Here is a 15,189-nt window from a genome sequence, read left to right on the forward strand (position 1 = left end):
GATGAAACAAGAAGGCCTGCAGATTTGCAGGCCTTCTTGTTTCATGAATGATCTATTTGCATTTTCCCAACTTATTAAAAATCATCCCTTCTATAAAAAACATCGCGATGAGGTTCATCAGCTTTATTTTCGCTTAGGAAAATGTGGCAGTTTGAACGTCGAAAACCTGTTGAAAATGTTTAAAGAGTGTTTGCCCGTGATGTTTTTCACCTTAGACGACAGTCAAAAGATGCTCGCGCAGATTGCAGAAGAAACTTTGAAGCGTCGACTTGAAGGTGTTCAGTTTGTCGTTTACGGCGAAGAACTTTATCCTCCCAGTTGTTACATGATGGCAGATCCGCCTTTGACTTTGAGTTTTCTTGGGTCGCCGGTGTGGCTGATGGAAAGAAGTCTTTCCGTGGTGGGCAGTCGAGAGCCCAGTTATGAATCTTTGCGCTGGATGGAAAAGGAACTTGCCGCGTTCTGCGAACAGGAACAGCCCTTGATTGTCAGTGGGGGTGCTCGAGGTGTGGATCAAAAAGCTCATGCAGTGGCACTTCGCAAGAATTGTTCAACCGTGGTGGTGCTGCCATCAGGCTTGGGGGAGATGTATCCCGACAGTCTGAAAGAGTGGATTCATCCGGTGTTGGATGGTGGTGGGTGTTTGCTCAGTGAGTATGATTATGGGCAGAAGATGCACAAACATCTTTTTCATCATCGCAATCGACTGATTGCGGCCCTAGGAGCCGCGACGCTTTTGGTTGAGGCAAGGAAGCGCAGTGGAACTTTGATCACGGCCAATCAGGCCGTGCAATTGGGGCGTTCGGTTTGGGTCGTTCCAGGACATCCGCAAGATCCCCATTTTGGAGGATCACTTGATTTGTTAAGTGAAGGGGCTGTCATGGTTAGGGATGCTCAAGATTTGTCCATGTTCTTTCACTCTGAGTTAATAAGTGAAAAAATGGCCTCAGTAGGGGTTGGGGGTTCGGGTGATCTACCACACTAGGGCTAGTGGTGTCTGTAAGATATCAAAATTGCTGCGAAAAAAATGAAATGTTCTAAAAAAATCTTTTGCAAGTCTCAGGCACTTGCCCCTAAACTTTGATTCAAGGGAGGGGCGATGTGGTCAAGGATGACCGTGGTGGTAAGGACGCTACTGCATCGTCTCTAATTTTTTAGACTAAACATCATCAATGATGCCTCTGCCCTTAGCAACGTCCTGTCGAAAATCTTAATTCCAGTTTCTACGTAAAGATTCAAATCCTAAAGCGCCAAAGATAAAGTTCGGAGCCCAAATTGCGATGGGAACGGGAATAGCGCCACTTCTTGCTGCGCCTTCGGCCGCGACATACAAAGTCCAATAGAAAATAATCAATCCGATACAAAGAATCATACCACCTGCTTTGGCAGCTCTGCGATTTGTGGTTGTCCCCAAACCCACGCCGATCAAAGCAAAGACGATGCAAAGGACAGAGATGGCCCACCGCTTGTGCATTTCAGTTTCAAGAATGCGGCGTTGCTCTGGATCTTTGATATCTTCTTTGAGACGTTCGCCCACTTCTTGAATGGTCAATGACTGCGGCGATTTTGCCTTCTCTTCGTTGTATTCAGGTTCTGCAAAATGCACGTCGTAAGTGTCGAAGCTGATCTTGGTGTGTGTTTTAGCCTGGCGATGGATTTCGCCGCTGTTTAAGCGCAACAAGACTTCCTGTCCTGGGCGATCCGGATCAGGAAGAAGAGAGCCATCTTTAGCAATGATCGTAAGCGGAACTTCGCCATTTTTTTCGTCATAGATAAAGACTTTTTTGAGAGTCCCTTTTTTCGAATCTACTTCATTTGCATAAACGACCATATCGAAGAAGCCTTCTGCAAAGGTACCTTCTTTGATAACGGCAGTTGCTTTGGTGTTGGCCAAGCGACTGAATAAAACCTCGAACTGGCGATTGCCCCAGGGTGCAATAATGAAAGATGTCTGTGCGGAAATGACTCCAACAAGGAGGGCTAAGACCAGAGCGGGCAATAGTAGTGTCCCCATGCTCAGTCCGCTGGCTTTCATCGCGACAACTTCGGAATCCTGGCTGAGGCGTCCGTAGGTCAAAAGAACCGAAAACAATAACGCCATGGGGAAGAGAACAGGCAGAAGTGAAATCACGACATAGCCAATAATCTCGCCAATGACTTTAAGGGCTACGCCATGAACCAGAGCGAACTCAGTCAGACGAAGCACTTGAAACATGAGAATAATTGAAATGAAGACGAAGAGTCCAAGAATGAAACTGGGAAGCATCTCAAAAAAAATGTACTGCGCGGCTTTTTTGCCATTAAAAATGCTGAACATGTCTCTCCAATTTAATCTGAATCCTGAGGTATTGTATATGGCGGATTTCCCAGAGTCATCGCGCCCAATGTCCAGTACAAGCTTGAAGAAGCCTTATTGACGCTGAACAGTCCTTATCTGACAATAGTGACATGAATAAGATTCTTTTGGTGTACGAGGATTATGCAGATTTGATGAGTGTGGAGTCCGCTTTGAAAAAAGTGGGTTTTGACGTCATTGGTCTGTCGAGCGAGTACGCCGTGGCGGAGCAATTGCTTTCCTTCAATCCTGATGTCGTCATTGGCTCTGGCCGTGGCGGTAAGGTGAGTTCTTTAGGGGTGGGAAAGCGTTTGAAGGAAATGCCGCGTTGGCCAGGCAAGTCCGTGCTTATTTTCCCGGCGAATTTTAAGCCGTCTCCGCAAGATCTAATTAAAATTCGTGTCGACATGATTCTTGAAGCTCCGGTGGCCCCCCTGCGGGTTTTGCAGGTTCTAGCCAAGCTTTTGGGACATGATGAGTCTCTTTTGTTGGAGCGCTTAAATAAATCCATGCATGTGGATAGTTCGCCAAGAGCGGGCTCAGCAAGTGTGGGTGGCAAAGCCGGTACAGACGAGGAGGCTATTTACGTCAAAGGGTCGACGGGAGCAGCTGAAAAAGAAGGCTCATTTGCCTTGGAATCTGCTTCTGATGAATCTCAAGAGGGATCGCAGGGTTTTGATCTAAATATCGAGAATAAAAAAGAAAGTATGCGCTTTAAATTCGGTGAGCGCATGCAGTCAGCGGATCGCGAGGGCTTCGGCTCAGAAAGCTCTTCCGGTGGCGCCGGCGAAGAACCTGCCTTTCCAGATGTGGACCTGAAGGCTTTGGAGCGCGAGCTTCTCGGCGGAGGGGCTCCAGAGGTTGAGCGGGTGGAAGTTGCGGGCAATTTGCCTAGCGATCAAGCAACCCCGGAAGTTGAAAGCGCACTTTTGGATCTTAAAAAGGCCCAAGAGAAGCTGGCTGGGAAAATGAAGAAGTATTCGGCTCTTGTAAGCGATGTGAAAGTCTCTCCAAAAAGCACAGTGACCCGAGTTGAGGCGCGTCGTCGCCAAAAGGGGCTTGCTGCGGAGTGGGATAGCGAAAATATCAATGAACTTGATAAGTTGCGAAGAGAATTTACCAAGGCGCTTTTTAAAAAGAACTAGGTTCTTTTGCGGCCCATCAGCCCCTCGAACACATGCAAAAAGAGATTGATCCCCTGGGACCTTGCCTATAAGGTTTCCGTGTTCATATTTAACTAGTGTGTTAAGTTAGTCATAGACGGAGGCCGTAATGGGCACATTTACAAAAGCAGTTACAGACAGTTCTTTTGAAGCAGAAGTTCTTAATTCTCAAACTCCAGTGCTTGTCGATTTCTGGGCAGAGTGGTGCGGACCATGCCGTGCTTTGGCTCCAAAACTTGAAGAAGTCGCTCAAGAGTTGGGTGCAAAAGTTAAGATCGTAAAAGTAAACGTAGATGAAAATCCTGGCACTCCAGGTAAGTATGGAATTCGCGGTATTCCAGCGATGTTGCTTTTCAAAGGCGGCAGCGAAGTGGGACAACTTGTGGGCAACCACCCTAAAGATGCTATCGTAGACTTCCTTGCGAAGAACACATAACCTTCCTTCACTCCGCAGATTGCAGAGAGAATTGTTAAGGTTCTGTAAATAAAATTTTATTTTTAAATAGAAAGGGGTCGTAATGGCCCCTTTCTATTTTTCAAGGATTAAAGTTAATGCAGTTTGATAGAATAAAATTTCTGTAATCTAAGCTCTAATTCATTTGAACGTTTGATTTTCCTCAGAAAAAAATGAAACTATAGTCCTGGATATGTGATTCAACAGCTTCAAGGACGTATTTGTGGATTTTAATGTTATGCAGATCTCGAACTCAATGTTGTCAATGCAACTTATTCATGAAGAGTTCAAACGTTCGGCGCTGAAACTATCTGCAATCTGCAGCACTCAAAATATCCGCGTGCGTCCTTTCGTCGAAGGTTTGCCACACTTCGGGAAGCTTTCTTCTGACCGACAATTGGACATCATCAAAAACATCAAATTTTATCTGGAGCTTTGTGAAGAGCAAATGTCCGAGGGTCAGAGTCTGCGCGACAACTTGTCGTTTACGTGGAAAGCTTTGCGCAAGCTGGGCTACTCGCCTAAGTCTGATTTGTTTTCTTTGATTAAGGACGATGACATCATTGAGATCTATAACAATGAAAGCCGTCAGCTTTATCGCAACCTTCGTTACTATGATTTCTGTTCTTACTCCATTGAAGAGCTCTACTCCTTGGAGTGGTGGAATTTGTTTTCTCGTGATGCAGAAATCACCATGAAACTTATTGAGGAAAGCGGAAAGATCTTCAACGGTGAGGTTGACACACATATTTTCTCTGAAACCGGAGAGCATATGGTGAAAGAGCTTGCGTCTGTTGATAGACTTTCAAACAGATACCGTGCAAAACTGCTCAGCCCCCTTATGTTGAATAAGAAGGCTGAGGCCATGATGGTTGTTATTGAAGCTAATTCTGTTATGAATTAGTTTTTACCCAGAGAGCTAATTCGGAAGTTTATCCAACCGCTCTGTATTTTGTTGCCGTGGCTTTACTGCGGCAATACTCCAGCATCTTGATGTAATTGTCGCATCCTTGAGCCAAAGACTGCATGATATAAAGTTCATCGGGACCGGTGATGCCGGCGACCATTTTCATCGCTTCCTCAACATGACCTTCGTCTTCCTCCGCGTGGACGCGAATAAAGTGACTGGCTTTGGGGCCAAACTCTTTCGTGGTTTTTTCGCAAATGAAGTGACCTGCATTTTTAGCGATGACTTCCAGGCAAAGAATATAACCAAAGAATGCCAGCGGACTTTTAAACTGAATCCAATAGTACTGCGGTTGATACAATGATTGAGTCGCAGCGGCTTCTGGGAAGTCGTTGAAATTAAGATTTAAGTTTTTGAGGTCCATAATGGCCAGCTTGTCGTGGCCTTTCTCTTCCGCAGCATGTGGGATGAAACGGTTGTGATAAGCCGTTTGTTCTTCGTTACAATGGGCGGCGGCCAGGGTGAGGAGGCGAGTCGAATGCTTTACGAAATGGCCAGTCTGTGCGAGCCATTCAGCATAGAAGCCCTTGTCATGCCAAGGCGCTTCGAGAAGTGCTTTAGTGGGTTTGTCGCAAAGCTCAAGAATAGATTCAGCGGTCAACATTTTAGACATAGTAGGTCCTTTCAAGAACGTTTAAGCAGCTTTTTTGTTAAGTTTAGAGTTTTCAACCGGAGCCAGGAATGACTCATGATTTTGCCAAAGTGAATCGACCCAGCGTTGGATCTCTTCGCTATAAAATTTCCGTACAGTCTGTTTTGGCAAAAAGACGACGGTGCATTCATAGTTCATTTTTTTAACTGGTTCCTGGATGTTGTATCCACCCATACGAATGCAGGTTTGATCCATCTTAATATCCACGCGGGGAGTACCAATGATTCCACTCGCCGGAGTCTCATCCAAACACTTCAGGGCGCAGCCCATCAGCACGTCCACCCAACGTATATTGGCAGAACTCTTACGCCACTCAGGAGTGATGTTGGTATATTCGAGGGAATAGAGCAGAGACTTGTTTTCCGCAATGAGTTTGGCGCGAGTCTCTGGCGTGATATCTTCCATATAGTGATGGTCTTGGCAGCAATCCAACTTCAAATCAAACAGAGAGTAATAGTGAGAGCCGATGATATTGTCGCCTTGCATGAGTACGCCAATCATGTCGTAACGAAAAAAATCATCAAGATCGAGTTCGCCACCAGCAGAAGTGAGAACTTGATTGAAGGTGTTTTTCCAAGACTTGTAGGCAAGATTCAGAAGTCGTCGTGATTCTTCATTGGTGTAATGCGGACTCAGCAAAACGTAGCGAACATTGAACATGAACATTCCCCCTTTGTTGTTCGATGGTCAATTATCGGCGGATTTAAACTAAACAAAAGTTTTCTATTTTTAAGATAGTCAAAATGGGATGTTGCTAAGATTGCAAGTGAGCAATGGGCAATTTGAAACGGAAATGAGAATAAAAGCGTATAAACAATATAAGGTATATGAAGGTTTTGCAGAGGCTCGCCGATAAGGCCGCCTCTGCATTTTTGATCTTAGGAATTAGTTCGCTGCAACTGTTGTGACTGTTGAGCGAGCCGCAAGATTTGAGTAGAAGGCATGGTAGTTCTTCATCACTCTTGAATTGTACTCAACCGGCTTCACGTTTTTCGCGATCAAGCGGAACATGTTGCCTGGCCCCATGTTGTAAGCGCTTACGTAGCGAACAGATTTGCCGTTGAATTTTGTACGCAAGTAGTTCATGTAAGCCAAGCCGATTTTGATATTTGCCTCTGGATTTTGCAGAGTCTTTTTACCATTCCAGCCGATTTTAAATTTTTTAGCGATCCATTCAGCAGTGTCTGGCTTAACTTGCATCAAACCGATTTCGCCATAACGACCTACTGTCAATGGATTGAATTTGCTTTCAGTTTTAATCACAGCAAGAACAAACACAGGATCCATGTGGTATTTAGCGCTTTCCGCGATCACAGTGCGTGTGATTGAGCGTGCATGTCCTTTCCATTGTGGGGCCAGGTTTGCCTGCACTTTGGAGTAGATCATATAGTTCAAAGATTTGCGGCCTTCGATTTTTTGAGCGTCGCTGCCAAAGTAGCCACGGCCCAATAGTTCTTTAGCATGTGACACGCGAGAAGCTTCGCTCACGCCTTCAATGGAAGGTGACACCGGTTTGTGCCAGCTAAAGAAATCGAAGTTATTGAAAAGAACCAACGTGAGTGTTGCGGTAACTACAGCGAGTGTTGATTTGAGATGTTTCGTTTTCATATCCGCGTCCTCCTGATACAGACCTATACTTCAAGGGCCGTGCCGAAGAGCTAAGCTCTTGAAAACAATCAGTTCCTAGAGTGAAACGCTCGTGAGAAGCAACCCTTTCCAGTTGGCAAGGGGGGGTGTCAACCAATCTGTCGACAATGACTGATAGTTAGTTAATCACTTCAGGACGAATTCCCGCTTTGAGACGGACATTCTGAGACGCGCTGATCTTGAGGGATTTAGTTTTTTTATGCGAGTTGGATTAAGGTGCTTACGAACGCCGGATTCGTGGTCTTAGCTTTTACTTTTTTCCTGCAGATAGTTCTTGTTGATGATGTTTTTGAGAGCCAGAAAAGCTTGTCTGTTGAAGGGTTGTCCCAAAATGTCTTCAATGTACTTGATCGCTTCATCAGCAGTATAGGTCTTGCCAGAGCTGCCGCTGTGGTTGAAGAGGAGTTCTGCAAAGTAATTGGCCAGGCCGACAATGCGACCAAGAGGGCTGATTTTGATGTCGCGAATTTTTTTAGGGAAACCAGTGCCTTGAGCATTTTCGTGATGCTCCATAATGATCAACAAAACATCGTTGGAGATGTCTTTGATGTCTCGAAGCATTTCGACGGCTTTCTGAGGATGGCTTTCAAAGAGTGCATTTTCTTCAAAGGTCCATTGATGCTTGGGTTTCTTTAAAAGATCTGAAGGCAGATGTCGATAGCCGACATCGTGGAGCAGGCAACCCAAGGCGACCTTTTCGCGGGCCGCCTTTGTTGTGGATTGCATCTCATCACAAATTGAAAGAGCGATTAAACAAGTGAATATGGCGTGCTTGGATTCCTCTTCGGGAATCTCAGAGAGGAGCAGCATGATTTGATCGAAGTCTTGCAGCGAGTCCTTCATGGAAAGAAGGAATTTTGAGGTTTGTTGCAATTGAAACTGCGAAGTAAAGTTTTTGCCATCAAAGTCGGCCAAAGCACTTTCGGTCAATCCCGCCAGAAATTTCACTTTGACAGAGTCGGGAACATTTTTTTGTTCAATGAGCTTGCCGGTAAGTTGGGTGATGTAAGACATTAAAGTGCTGAGGTCTTCAAACATCACGCAAACTTCTGATTTTTCATTTTTAAAACTGTGAAGTTGTGCGAACTCGGATTTTTCGCCTTTTTTCCCGATCAACAAATAGTGATTGGATTTAATCTTGAGATAAACATTTACCGGCAACAGCATGCCATTAAAGAAAAAGTCTTTAGAGACTGCTTTTAACTTATCATCGCCAATATTTAGAATGCTTTGTTCGGACATATGGGATCTATCGGAATAATTTCAATATTCTGTACGCATCCAGACTAAGAGCGGGAGCTTGAGAGTGCTTATGGCAAAAAAAAGCTTCGAGAAATCTCGAAGCTTTTTTTCAATTTCAAAGTCTGGCCAAGCTTTAGAATAGGTATCTTCGGTACGCGACACTGGAGACCAGTCCCAGACCTGCCATAGTGGTGAGCATGCTCGACCCCCCATAAGACAGCAATGGCAGTGGGACACCCACGATTGGAAGAAGACCGATAACCATGCCCATATTCACGAACATATGCCAGAAGACGTAGCAGAGAACACCGACCGTCAGAAGAGCTCCAAATTTATCTCTGGCGTTGGTGGCGATGCGAATCCCAGTCAGGAATAAGAAGCAGAAAAGTCCCATGACCGCTACGGATCCGACGAAACCATGCTCTTCGCTTAGAACAGAATAGATAAAGTCTGTGTGACGTTCTGGAAGGAATTCAAGTTGGGATTGTGTTCCCTTCATGAAGCCTTTTCCGAAGAATCTGCCTGATCCGACCGCAATCTTAGACTGGATGCTGTTGTAACCCGTTCCGCGTGGATCATTGGTTGGTGACATAAAAGTCAAAATACGATTTTTTTGGTAATCATGAAGAACGAACTTCCAAGCCACAGGGAGGGCGATGATGCCCAAAGTGATGATAGTGGCTAAGATCCATTTCTTTACTTTTGCAAACAACAGCATCGATCCGCCGATGGCGGCCAACATCATCGCAGTTCCCAAGTCAGGTTGCTCTACGACGAAGACAAAAGGAATGCCCAAAGCCAAAAGTGGCGTGAACATTTCCTTAAAGCCCATGCCGCTTCCGAAGGTGTTTCTGTTTGCCAGGATTTTTGCCATCATCATGATCAAGGCCAGCTTCATTGTTTCTGATGGTTGGTAGCGGAAGAAGCCCAGATCGATCCAGCGTTGCGCGCCCAAAGCCACCTTACCAAAGAATGTGGTGTAGACAATCGCACCCAAATTAAGAACGTAAATTGCAATCGCGATGCGATTGACAATGCTGTAATCGAGCAAAGTTGTGACTAGAAAAACGGTCCAGCCAACAACCAGCCACATGATCTGAGATATAAACAAACCTGAAACCTCAGCAGAAGTGGGGCCGTGAGTGGCACTGTACAGATTGATCAAGCCAATCACATTCAGCGCCAGGATCACGACGATCAAATTGATATCTAATTTTTTGAAGAGGGTTCTTTCTTCAACATGAAGTGAGTTAAACATTATTCGCCCTCGCTTGTCGCGGCAGCTTCCGCTTTAGCCTTTTTTACGCCTTTGTTCTTAAGAGCTTCGGCGATGATTTCTGGATGATACTTTTCAAAGTAAGCTTGATAGATATCACGCGCTATTGGTACGGCCCCGGTATTACCATGGCAGGAGTGTTCCGCAAGAATCGCAATAACGATCTCTGGGTTGTCGGCCGGAGCATAGGAGACGAACCAACCATGATGTCGCATATGCATTGGACGCGAAGTACAGCTTGCATAAATCTGGTCTGCAGAGAAGCCCATAACCTGAGCGGTACCGGTTTTACCGGCAAACTCAACTCCTGGAACTTTCCAGTAGCGAGCCGTTCCGCGCTGACCATTGGCCACCAGGCGCATGCCTTCTTTAACCACTTTGAAAGTTTCTGGAGAGATCTTTACACCGTTGGGTTGTGTTTGCTGTAAATCACGCACCACTTGTGGGAAGTTTTCGCGCAGGACTTTTCCGTCTTGATCCAAAATTTTGCGGATCACAAAAGGTTTCACAACCTTTCCTTCAGTCGCAATCGCGTTGTAGGCAATTGCCATTGTAATGGGAGTCACAGTAACGAAGCCTTGGCCGATGGCGGTACTTAAGTTTTCACCAGCTTGCCACTCTTCACCCACGGTCGCTTTTTTCCATGCAGAATTCGGCATGATACCGGAGACTTCACGAGAAAGTTCGATGCCGGTTTTTTGACCGATTCCCAGGTTGTGGATGTAGTCATACATTTTATCCACTCCCAAGGCGATACCCATCTTATAGAAGAAGACATTCGAACTTTGTTCGATAGCCTGGAAGACCGTGATATTACCGTGACCTTGTTTTAAAGAGTCATGGTAAGGACGGCGACCGAAGAAGAACACGCCCGGAGCGGCCACGATGGTCGTCGGTGTGATGACTTTTTCACCCAAGGCCGCTACGGCCACCAACGGTTTGAAAGTGGATCCTGGTGCCGAGTGATCTTGAATGATCTTATTGCGCAAAGGCTTGAAAGGATCATTGATCAATTTCGACCAGGTTGTTGGCGTGATGCCGGTTGAGAACTCATTCGGGTCAAAAGACGGAGTGCTCACCCAGGCTAAAACTTCGCCGTTTGTTTTCATCGCGAAGATCGCACCAATGTGACCGCGGGCATCGACGCCGGTTTTGGTAAAGGCCGCATGTGCAGCTTCTTGAAGATCACGGTCGATAGTCAAAACGGCGTTATTTCCGTGAACCGCAATTTGATCCTTAATCTGTTCGCCGTAAATATTCGGAGTCTGAGTCACAGCCTCACGACCATGGGCATCGACTTGAATAAAGCTGATCCCGTCAGTCCCGCGAATGTCGCGCTCGAGAGTTTCTTCCAGGCCGGATTTACCGATAATGTCACCCTGATCGAACTTCAAGGATCCTTTATAAAGGTCATTCAATACTGGAATCTGACGTTTTGAAATTTCGCTGACATAGCCGAACAACTGCGCGCCATTTTCACGAAGCGGGTAGTAGCGCACGATAGATTCGCGAATCTCAAGTCCCGGGGTGTCCAGGCGCATGCGTTTTAAACGGAAAACCTCTTCGCGGCTTAAATTCTCTTTCAAGCGAATTTGCGCGAACGGCCCGTTTTGTTTGCGGCTCTTTTGAACTTTTTGAACAACTTTATCAGCGTCCATTCCCAGGATTGGGCCGACAGCTTTAGCGAGATCATTCAAGTCCTCAATATATTGAGGAGTCAAAATAGCTTCAAAGCCTGGCAAGTTTTCAACCAGGACTTTACCGTCGCGGTCCAACATCAGGCCGCGGGGTGCCGCGATTTTATTTTGTTTGATACGATTCTTCTCAGAGAACTCACGAAGTTCATTTCCTGAGATGATTTGCAAATACCACAAACGCATCGAGAAGATGCTGAAGGTGATTGCAATCATAATGTAGAACATGCGGTATCGGTTTTGATACTCTTTTGCTTCGTCCGGATTACTAACGTATGTACTCATAGCTCCAATCCTCCGGGCTCATGCATGAGTTCGTCTTGAGTGACTTTGTCGAGTTTGGCGAGGATCCAGTACATCGGAAATGCAAAAGAAGGTGTCAAAATAATTTGTACAAGGCGGTCGACAATCTCGAAACTCGCAGGGTTTTTCTCTAGCACCATCGAAGAAAAGAAGTAAATCAGGTGATAGGCCACGGCAGAGAATCCACACATGATTGTATAGTAACCAGAGCCGGACCAAAAGACGCGACTTTTGATTAAATAGACCAAAGTGAAGAGAATCAGCAAACTGATCCACATCATTTTCAAAGGCATCGCCGTGAATGTGAGAAGAATGAAGCCCATTGCGTAAATCGTGAAGATTGCCGGGAAGGGTTTACGATAAAGCGTCACATATACGATCAGATTCAGCCATAGTAGCGGAGCTGGAACATTGCCGAAAACTTGGAACCAAAAAGTTGTTTGGAAGCCGGCGACTGCAAGAAGTACGGCGACAATAATCAAAAAATTTAGCAGGATTGACCAGCGCAATTTCACTGTTGTTTCTCCTGAGCTTTATTTTCTGTCGCTGGCTTTGCAGCAGGTTTTGCCGCAGCCTTAGGAGCCGCTGCTGGAGCAGTTGCCGTTGCAGGTTTTGCTACCGCAGCAGCTGGAGCCACTGGTGCTGGAGTCGCCGCAGGAACAGTTACAGACGGAGCAGGTGTCGCACCGGCTGCACCTTCAGGTGCTGGTGTTGCTGTTTGAGGAGCGTATTTATCGCCAAGATCTTCTTTGGCAGCATCGAGGACAACGAAAACTTCTTCAACTTTGTAGGGATCAACAACCGGGCGAAGCTCTACCTTCAAAGAAACACTGAAGGTTTTTCTTTCAACACTTTCGACAATCGCGACAGGGAAACCTTTTGGAAAGATATTATCGAGGCCGCCGGTGACAACAAGGTCGCCCTCTTTCACATCTTCTGTTCTTTCCACATATTTCAAAGCGCAACCGTTTTGGCTTTTTCCTTCAACGATACCGTGTGCACGGGTTCTTTGAACGATACCGTCAACAACAGCATAACGATCCGTGATCAGCATGACATGTGAGGTGAAGGGTTCTGGTTTAAAGATATATCCAAGCACACCACCCGTGGTGATGACAGCCTGGCCAGGTTTGATGCCGTCGCTAGTTCCTTTATTGATGGTGATCGTATTGTGGTCGATCACGAGATCGCGGCCGATGACTTGAGCCGAGGTCATCGCCATCTTAGTTTGTTGCTTGAAGTTCAAAAGATCGCGAAGGCGGTCATTTTCCAGAAGCAGCTCGTTCATCTTTTCGAGGCGGGATTGCAGCTCATTGTTAGTGCTATGCAAGCTTTCGCTCTGTTTTTTAATGTTGATCAAGTCCAAGTACATTGCTGTTGTACCTTTGACTCCGTGGCTGAAGCTGTAGAATGTTTCGGCCACAGTGCTGCCCAGAAGGCTGAAAGGTTTGACGAGCCAGTGCGACTCTTGCGGTCTTTGCTGCATGTTGATGGAAAGGAGTGGCAAAGCCAGCACAATTCCAATGAGCACGAGTTTCTTGAGATCAAAGTTGAAAAAGTTCAAATGTCACCTACCTAAGCTGTTCAAATAGAACGCTATTCAAAAGACTTAATTAATTCAACAATTTCCACTTGAAAAAATGAAGAATTCGTTAGGTAATGGCTGCTCTCCCAGTGGCGCAGGTTTCAGAACCGCAGCAAAAGTGGGGGAACGTTTAGGGATTTTCGCCAGTTTTACGATGGTTTGTTTAAGGAAGGAACTTATTATGAGCGACACTATGGCTGACAAAATGAAGAGAAAGCTTTCTGCTAAGAATGCGACAGCGATGATTCTCTTCGGAGCTATCATTCTTGTTTTCGTATTTTTCGGTTTGCCTGGCAAACTCGGAGCAGGAGTGGGTTCAGTAGCACGCGTGAACAACTCTTTGATCTCAATTGCAGACTTCCAGCAGGAAGAAAACCGCGTTCAGCAGTATTACCAAAATCTCTTCGGTTCATCGATGGATTTTAGCTCTCAGCGTCAACTGCTTCGTCAACAAGCTCTTGAAAACCTCGTTCGTAACGAGTTGGTTTCTCAAGCTGCACAAAGCGAAGGCATTTTGGCGACTGACGCAGAAGTTCGTGATTTTATCGTGAAAGACATTCCGTTCTTTCAACAAAACGGACAATTCCAAAGAGAGTTTTATGCTCGTTACCTAGAGCAAACTCATTCTTCAGCTGGGGACTTCGAAAACAAGGTGCGTAAAGATATCGCCAATGTTCGTATCCGTCATTTGTTTGAACTTGTGGGGCAACCATCAGCAGTTGAACTTAAGAAGTTGCATGAACTTCGCAGCACGAAAATCAACGTGCTTTTCGTGAAAATCGATCAAGAAGCTCTTTCTAAAGTAATGACAAAAGAAAAAGCGGAAGTGGCGATTCAAGCATTGGATGCAGCCCTTGCAAAAGGTGATGAAGCTGCTGCTAACGTTCAATTGAAAGAATTGAAAGCGACTTGGGAAGAAACTGGCTTTGTTGAGTTGGGTTCTGAAAACTTCCCAAAAATCACCAGCGCGGTTGCCACTGACGCGGTGTTTGAACTTTCTAAAGCTCAACCTCTTTTGAAGCGCGTTGTTCGCGATGGCGCTATTAAGTATGTTCTTAAGTTGAAAGAAACGAAGATCGAGGAAGCCAAAGCGATCGAACCGATGACTGCGGAAATGATGCAAAAACGTCGCGCAGACGGTCTGTTTGAGGCATGGATCAATCAGTTCCGTGCAAAATCCCATGTCACTATGAATGCTCAAGCATTGCAGTAGTTATCATGTTGCAATTCGTTCGTGAAATTCCACTGCGAATAGTAATTCAAGAGGCCTCGTCTGAAAGACGGGGCTTTTTGTTTTATGTGTCAGCAGGGTTTACTAAAGAGATAAACCCTTTAACGGGCATGTCGGCAAATTTGCCCCTGATAGACCGGTGGCTTGCCGGTTTAAAGGCGGATCTTGAGAGAAAATGTTTTGTGCTTAGCTCCGAAAGCTTGAATCAAGTTTGCGCTGAAATCTTGGCGTCAGCTCGATTGAATCTTTCTCAGCAAGCTCAGAGCGATGGGACTCAATTGGTGAGTTTGGAATTTAGGGAGCATCGCGGCTGGGCCTTTTCTTGGTGCGTGCCACAAGGCGTGGAGGAGATGACATTAAAGCATTTCTATTACCACGAGGCCTTCCTAGCAGATCCTGCTAAATTTGAACTGTTCAAGATCGAGCTACAGTGGCGCCGGCTCGTTGGTTGTGATTTCGAATTTGCCAGCTTGGGCGACGTCCTCTTGAAAGAACTACGGGCAAGCAATCTTGAGGAGCTCTGTAGGAAGTTGTCTCAACTTAAAGGTCATAAAGTAGAAAGTGGCAGCCTGCTTGATGCTGTGACGGTTCACAATCTCAGCCAAAACTTTAAGGTCACTGTTTAGCAAAAGGTGCCAGG

General features: G+C 45.8%; 15 protein-coding genes. 6 read left to right on the plus strand and 9 right to left on the minus strand.

The features are described from left to right. The first annotated feature begins 1 nt into the window (after position 1). Positions 2-985: a DNA-processing protein DprA gene (locus NWE73_RS07020; RefSeq protein WP_277577587.1), complete on the plus strand. Its 984-nt coding sequence runs from the start codon at positions 2-4 to the stop codon at positions 983-985. 225 nt (positions 986-1,210) lie between these two features. On the opposite strand, the gene lptF is transcribed toward NWE73_RS07020, so the two are convergent. After that, complete coding sequence (gene lptF, locus NWE73_RS07025) at positions 1,211-2,317, minus strand: LPS export ABC transporter permease LptF (protein ID WP_277577588.1); 1,107 nt, start codon at positions 2,315-2,317, stop codon at positions 1,211-1,213. A 131-nt stretch (positions 2,318-2,448) separates the two neighbouring features. Between lptF and NWE73_RS07030 the strand changes: the two genes are divergently transcribed. The 3 genes from NWE73_RS07030 (at position 2,449) to NWE73_RS07040 (ending at position 4,856) form a co-directional block, all read left to right on the plus strand. Further along, complete coding sequence (locus tag NWE73_RS07030; protein ID WP_277577589.1) at positions 2,449-3,480, plus strand: ANTAR domain-containing protein; 1,032 nt, start codon at positions 2,449-2,451, stop codon at positions 3,478-3,480. 127 nt (positions 3,481-3,607) lie between these two features. After that, a complete protein-coding gene (trxA, locus tag NWE73_RS07035; protein ID WP_277577590.1) occupies positions 3,608-3,934 on the plus strand; it encodes a thioredoxin in 327 nt (108 codons plus the stop codon). 241 nt (positions 3,935-4,175) lie between these two features. Then, a complete protein-coding gene (locus NWE73_RS07040) occupies positions 4,176-4,856 on the plus strand; it encodes a hypothetical protein (protein ID WP_277577591.1) in 681 nt (226 codons plus the stop codon). A gap of 28 nt (positions 4,857-4,884) precedes the next feature. On the opposite strand, the gene NWE73_RS07045 is transcribed toward NWE73_RS07040, so the two are convergent. The 8 genes from NWE73_RS07045 to mreC all read right to left on the minus strand — a co-directional run bounded on the left by NWE73_RS07045 (position 4,885) and on the right by mreC (position 13,297). After that, complete coding sequence (locus tag NWE73_RS07045) at positions 4,885-5,532, minus strand: iron-containing redox enzyme family protein (RefSeq protein ID WP_277577592.1); 648 nt, start codon at positions 5,530-5,532, stop codon at positions 4,885-4,887. A gap of 21 nt (positions 5,533-5,553) precedes the next feature. Continuing rightward, positions 5,554-6,237 (minus strand): hypothetical protein, encoded by a 684-nt coding sequence (locus NWE73_RS07050; RefSeq protein WP_277577593.1) that lies wholly within the window; start codon positions 6,235-6,237, stop codon positions 5,554-5,556. Positions 6,238-6,456: 219 nt separating this feature from the next. After that, positions 6,457-7,179, minus strand: a complete 723-nt coding sequence (locus NWE73_RS07055; RefSeq protein ID WP_277577594.1) for a lytic transglycosylase domain-containing protein — start codon at positions 7,177-7,179, stop codon at positions 6,457-6,459. A gap of 282 nt (positions 7,180-7,461) precedes the next feature. After that, positions 7,462-8,460, minus strand: coding sequence for an HD-GYP domain-containing protein (locus NWE73_RS07060; protein WP_277577595.1), 999 nt, complete (start codon positions 8,458-8,460; stop codon positions 7,462-7,464). 133 nt (positions 8,461-8,593) lie between these two features. After that, positions 8,594-9,718: a rod shape-determining protein RodA gene (gene rodA / locus NWE73_RS07065; protein ID WP_277577596.1), complete on the minus strand. Its 1,125-nt coding sequence runs from the start codon at positions 9,716-9,718 to the stop codon at positions 8,594-8,596. Then, entirely contained in the window at positions 9,718-11,715 is a 1,998-nt protein-coding gene (gene mrdA / locus NWE73_RS07070) for a penicillin-binding protein 2 (RefSeq protein WP_277577597.1), read from the minus strand. Before mrdA ends, rodA begins: the two co-directional genes overlap by 1 nt. Further along, positions 11,712-12,248, minus strand: coding sequence for a hypothetical protein (locus NWE73_RS07075; protein ID WP_277577598.1), 537 nt, complete (start codon positions 12,246-12,248; stop codon positions 11,712-11,714). Before NWE73_RS07075 ends, mrdA begins: the two co-directional genes overlap by 4 nt. Beyond that, positions 12,245-13,297, minus strand: coding sequence for a rod shape-determining protein MreC (gene mreC, locus NWE73_RS07080; protein WP_277577599.1), 1,053 nt, complete (start codon positions 13,295-13,297; stop codon positions 12,245-12,247). The genes NWE73_RS07075 and mreC overlap by 4 nt, the downstream gene beginning before the upstream one ends. A gap of 202 nt (positions 13,298-13,499) precedes the next feature. On the opposite strand from mreC, the gene NWE73_RS07085 reads away from it, so the two are divergent. Continuing rightward, on the plus strand, positions 13,500-14,531 hold the full coding sequence (locus NWE73_RS07085) for a SurA N-terminal domain-containing protein (RefSeq protein ID WP_277577600.1): 1,032 nt from the start codon (positions 13,500-13,502) through the stop codon (positions 14,529-14,531). 200 nt (positions 14,532-14,731) lie between these two features. Then, entirely contained in the window at positions 14,732-15,175 is a 444-nt protein-coding gene (locus NWE73_RS07090) for a hypothetical protein (protein WP_277577601.1), read from the plus strand. Positions 15,176-15,189 lie beyond the last annotated feature (14 nt).

The sequence above is a fragment of the Bdellovibrio svalbardensis genome (assembly GCF_029531655.1).
Classification (GTDB): Bacteria; Bdellovibrionota; Bdellovibrionia; order Bdellovibrionales; family Bdellovibrionaceae; genus Bdellovibrio; species Bdellovibrio svalbardensis.

What these genes read in the sequence shown, in the direction of transcription:
- NWE73_RS07020 (WP_277577587.1), top strand. Translation starts at nt 2, where the DNA reads ATGAAACAAGAAGGCCTGCAGATTTGCAGGCCTTCTTGTTTCATGAAT.
- lptF (WP_277577588.1), bottom strand. Translation starts at nt 2,317, where the DNA reads ATGTTCAGCATTTTTAATGGCAAAAAAGCCGCGCAGTACATTTTTTTT.
- NWE73_RS07030 (WP_277577589.1), top strand. Translation starts at nt 2,449, where the DNA reads ATGAATAAGATTCTTTTGGTGTACGAGGATTATGCAGATTTGATGAGT.
- trxA (WP_277577590.1), top strand. Translation starts at nt 3,608, where the DNA reads ATGGGCACATTTACAAAAGCAGTTACAGACAGTTCTTTTGAAGCAGAA.
- NWE73_RS07045 (WP_277577592.1), bottom strand. Translation starts at nt 5,532, where the DNA reads ATGTCTAAAATGTTGACCGCTGAATCTATTCTTGAGCTTTGCGACAAA.
- NWE73_RS07050 (WP_277577593.1), bottom strand. Translation starts at nt 6,237, where the DNA reads ATGTTCATGTTCAATGTTCGCTACGTTTTGCTGAGTCCGCATTACACC.
- NWE73_RS07055 (WP_277577594.1), bottom strand. Translation starts at nt 7,179, where the DNA reads ATGAAAACGAAACATCTCAAATCAACACTCGCTGTAGTTACCGCAACA.
- NWE73_RS07060 (WP_277577595.1), bottom strand. Translation starts at nt 8,460, where the DNA reads ATGTCCGAACAAAGCATTCTAAATATTGGCGATGATAAGTTAAAAGCA.
- rodA (WP_277577596.1), bottom strand. Translation starts at nt 9,718, where the DNA reads ATGTTTAACTCACTTCATGTTGAAGAAAGAACCCTCTTCAAAAAATTA.
- mrdA (WP_277577597.1), bottom strand. Translation starts at nt 11,715, where the DNA reads ATGAGTACATACGTTAGTAATCCGGACGAAGCAAAAGAGTATCAAAAC.
- NWE73_RS07085 (WP_277577600.1), top strand. Translation starts at nt 13,500, where the DNA reads ATGAGCGACACTATGGCTGACAAAATGAAGAGAAAGCTTTCTGCTAAG.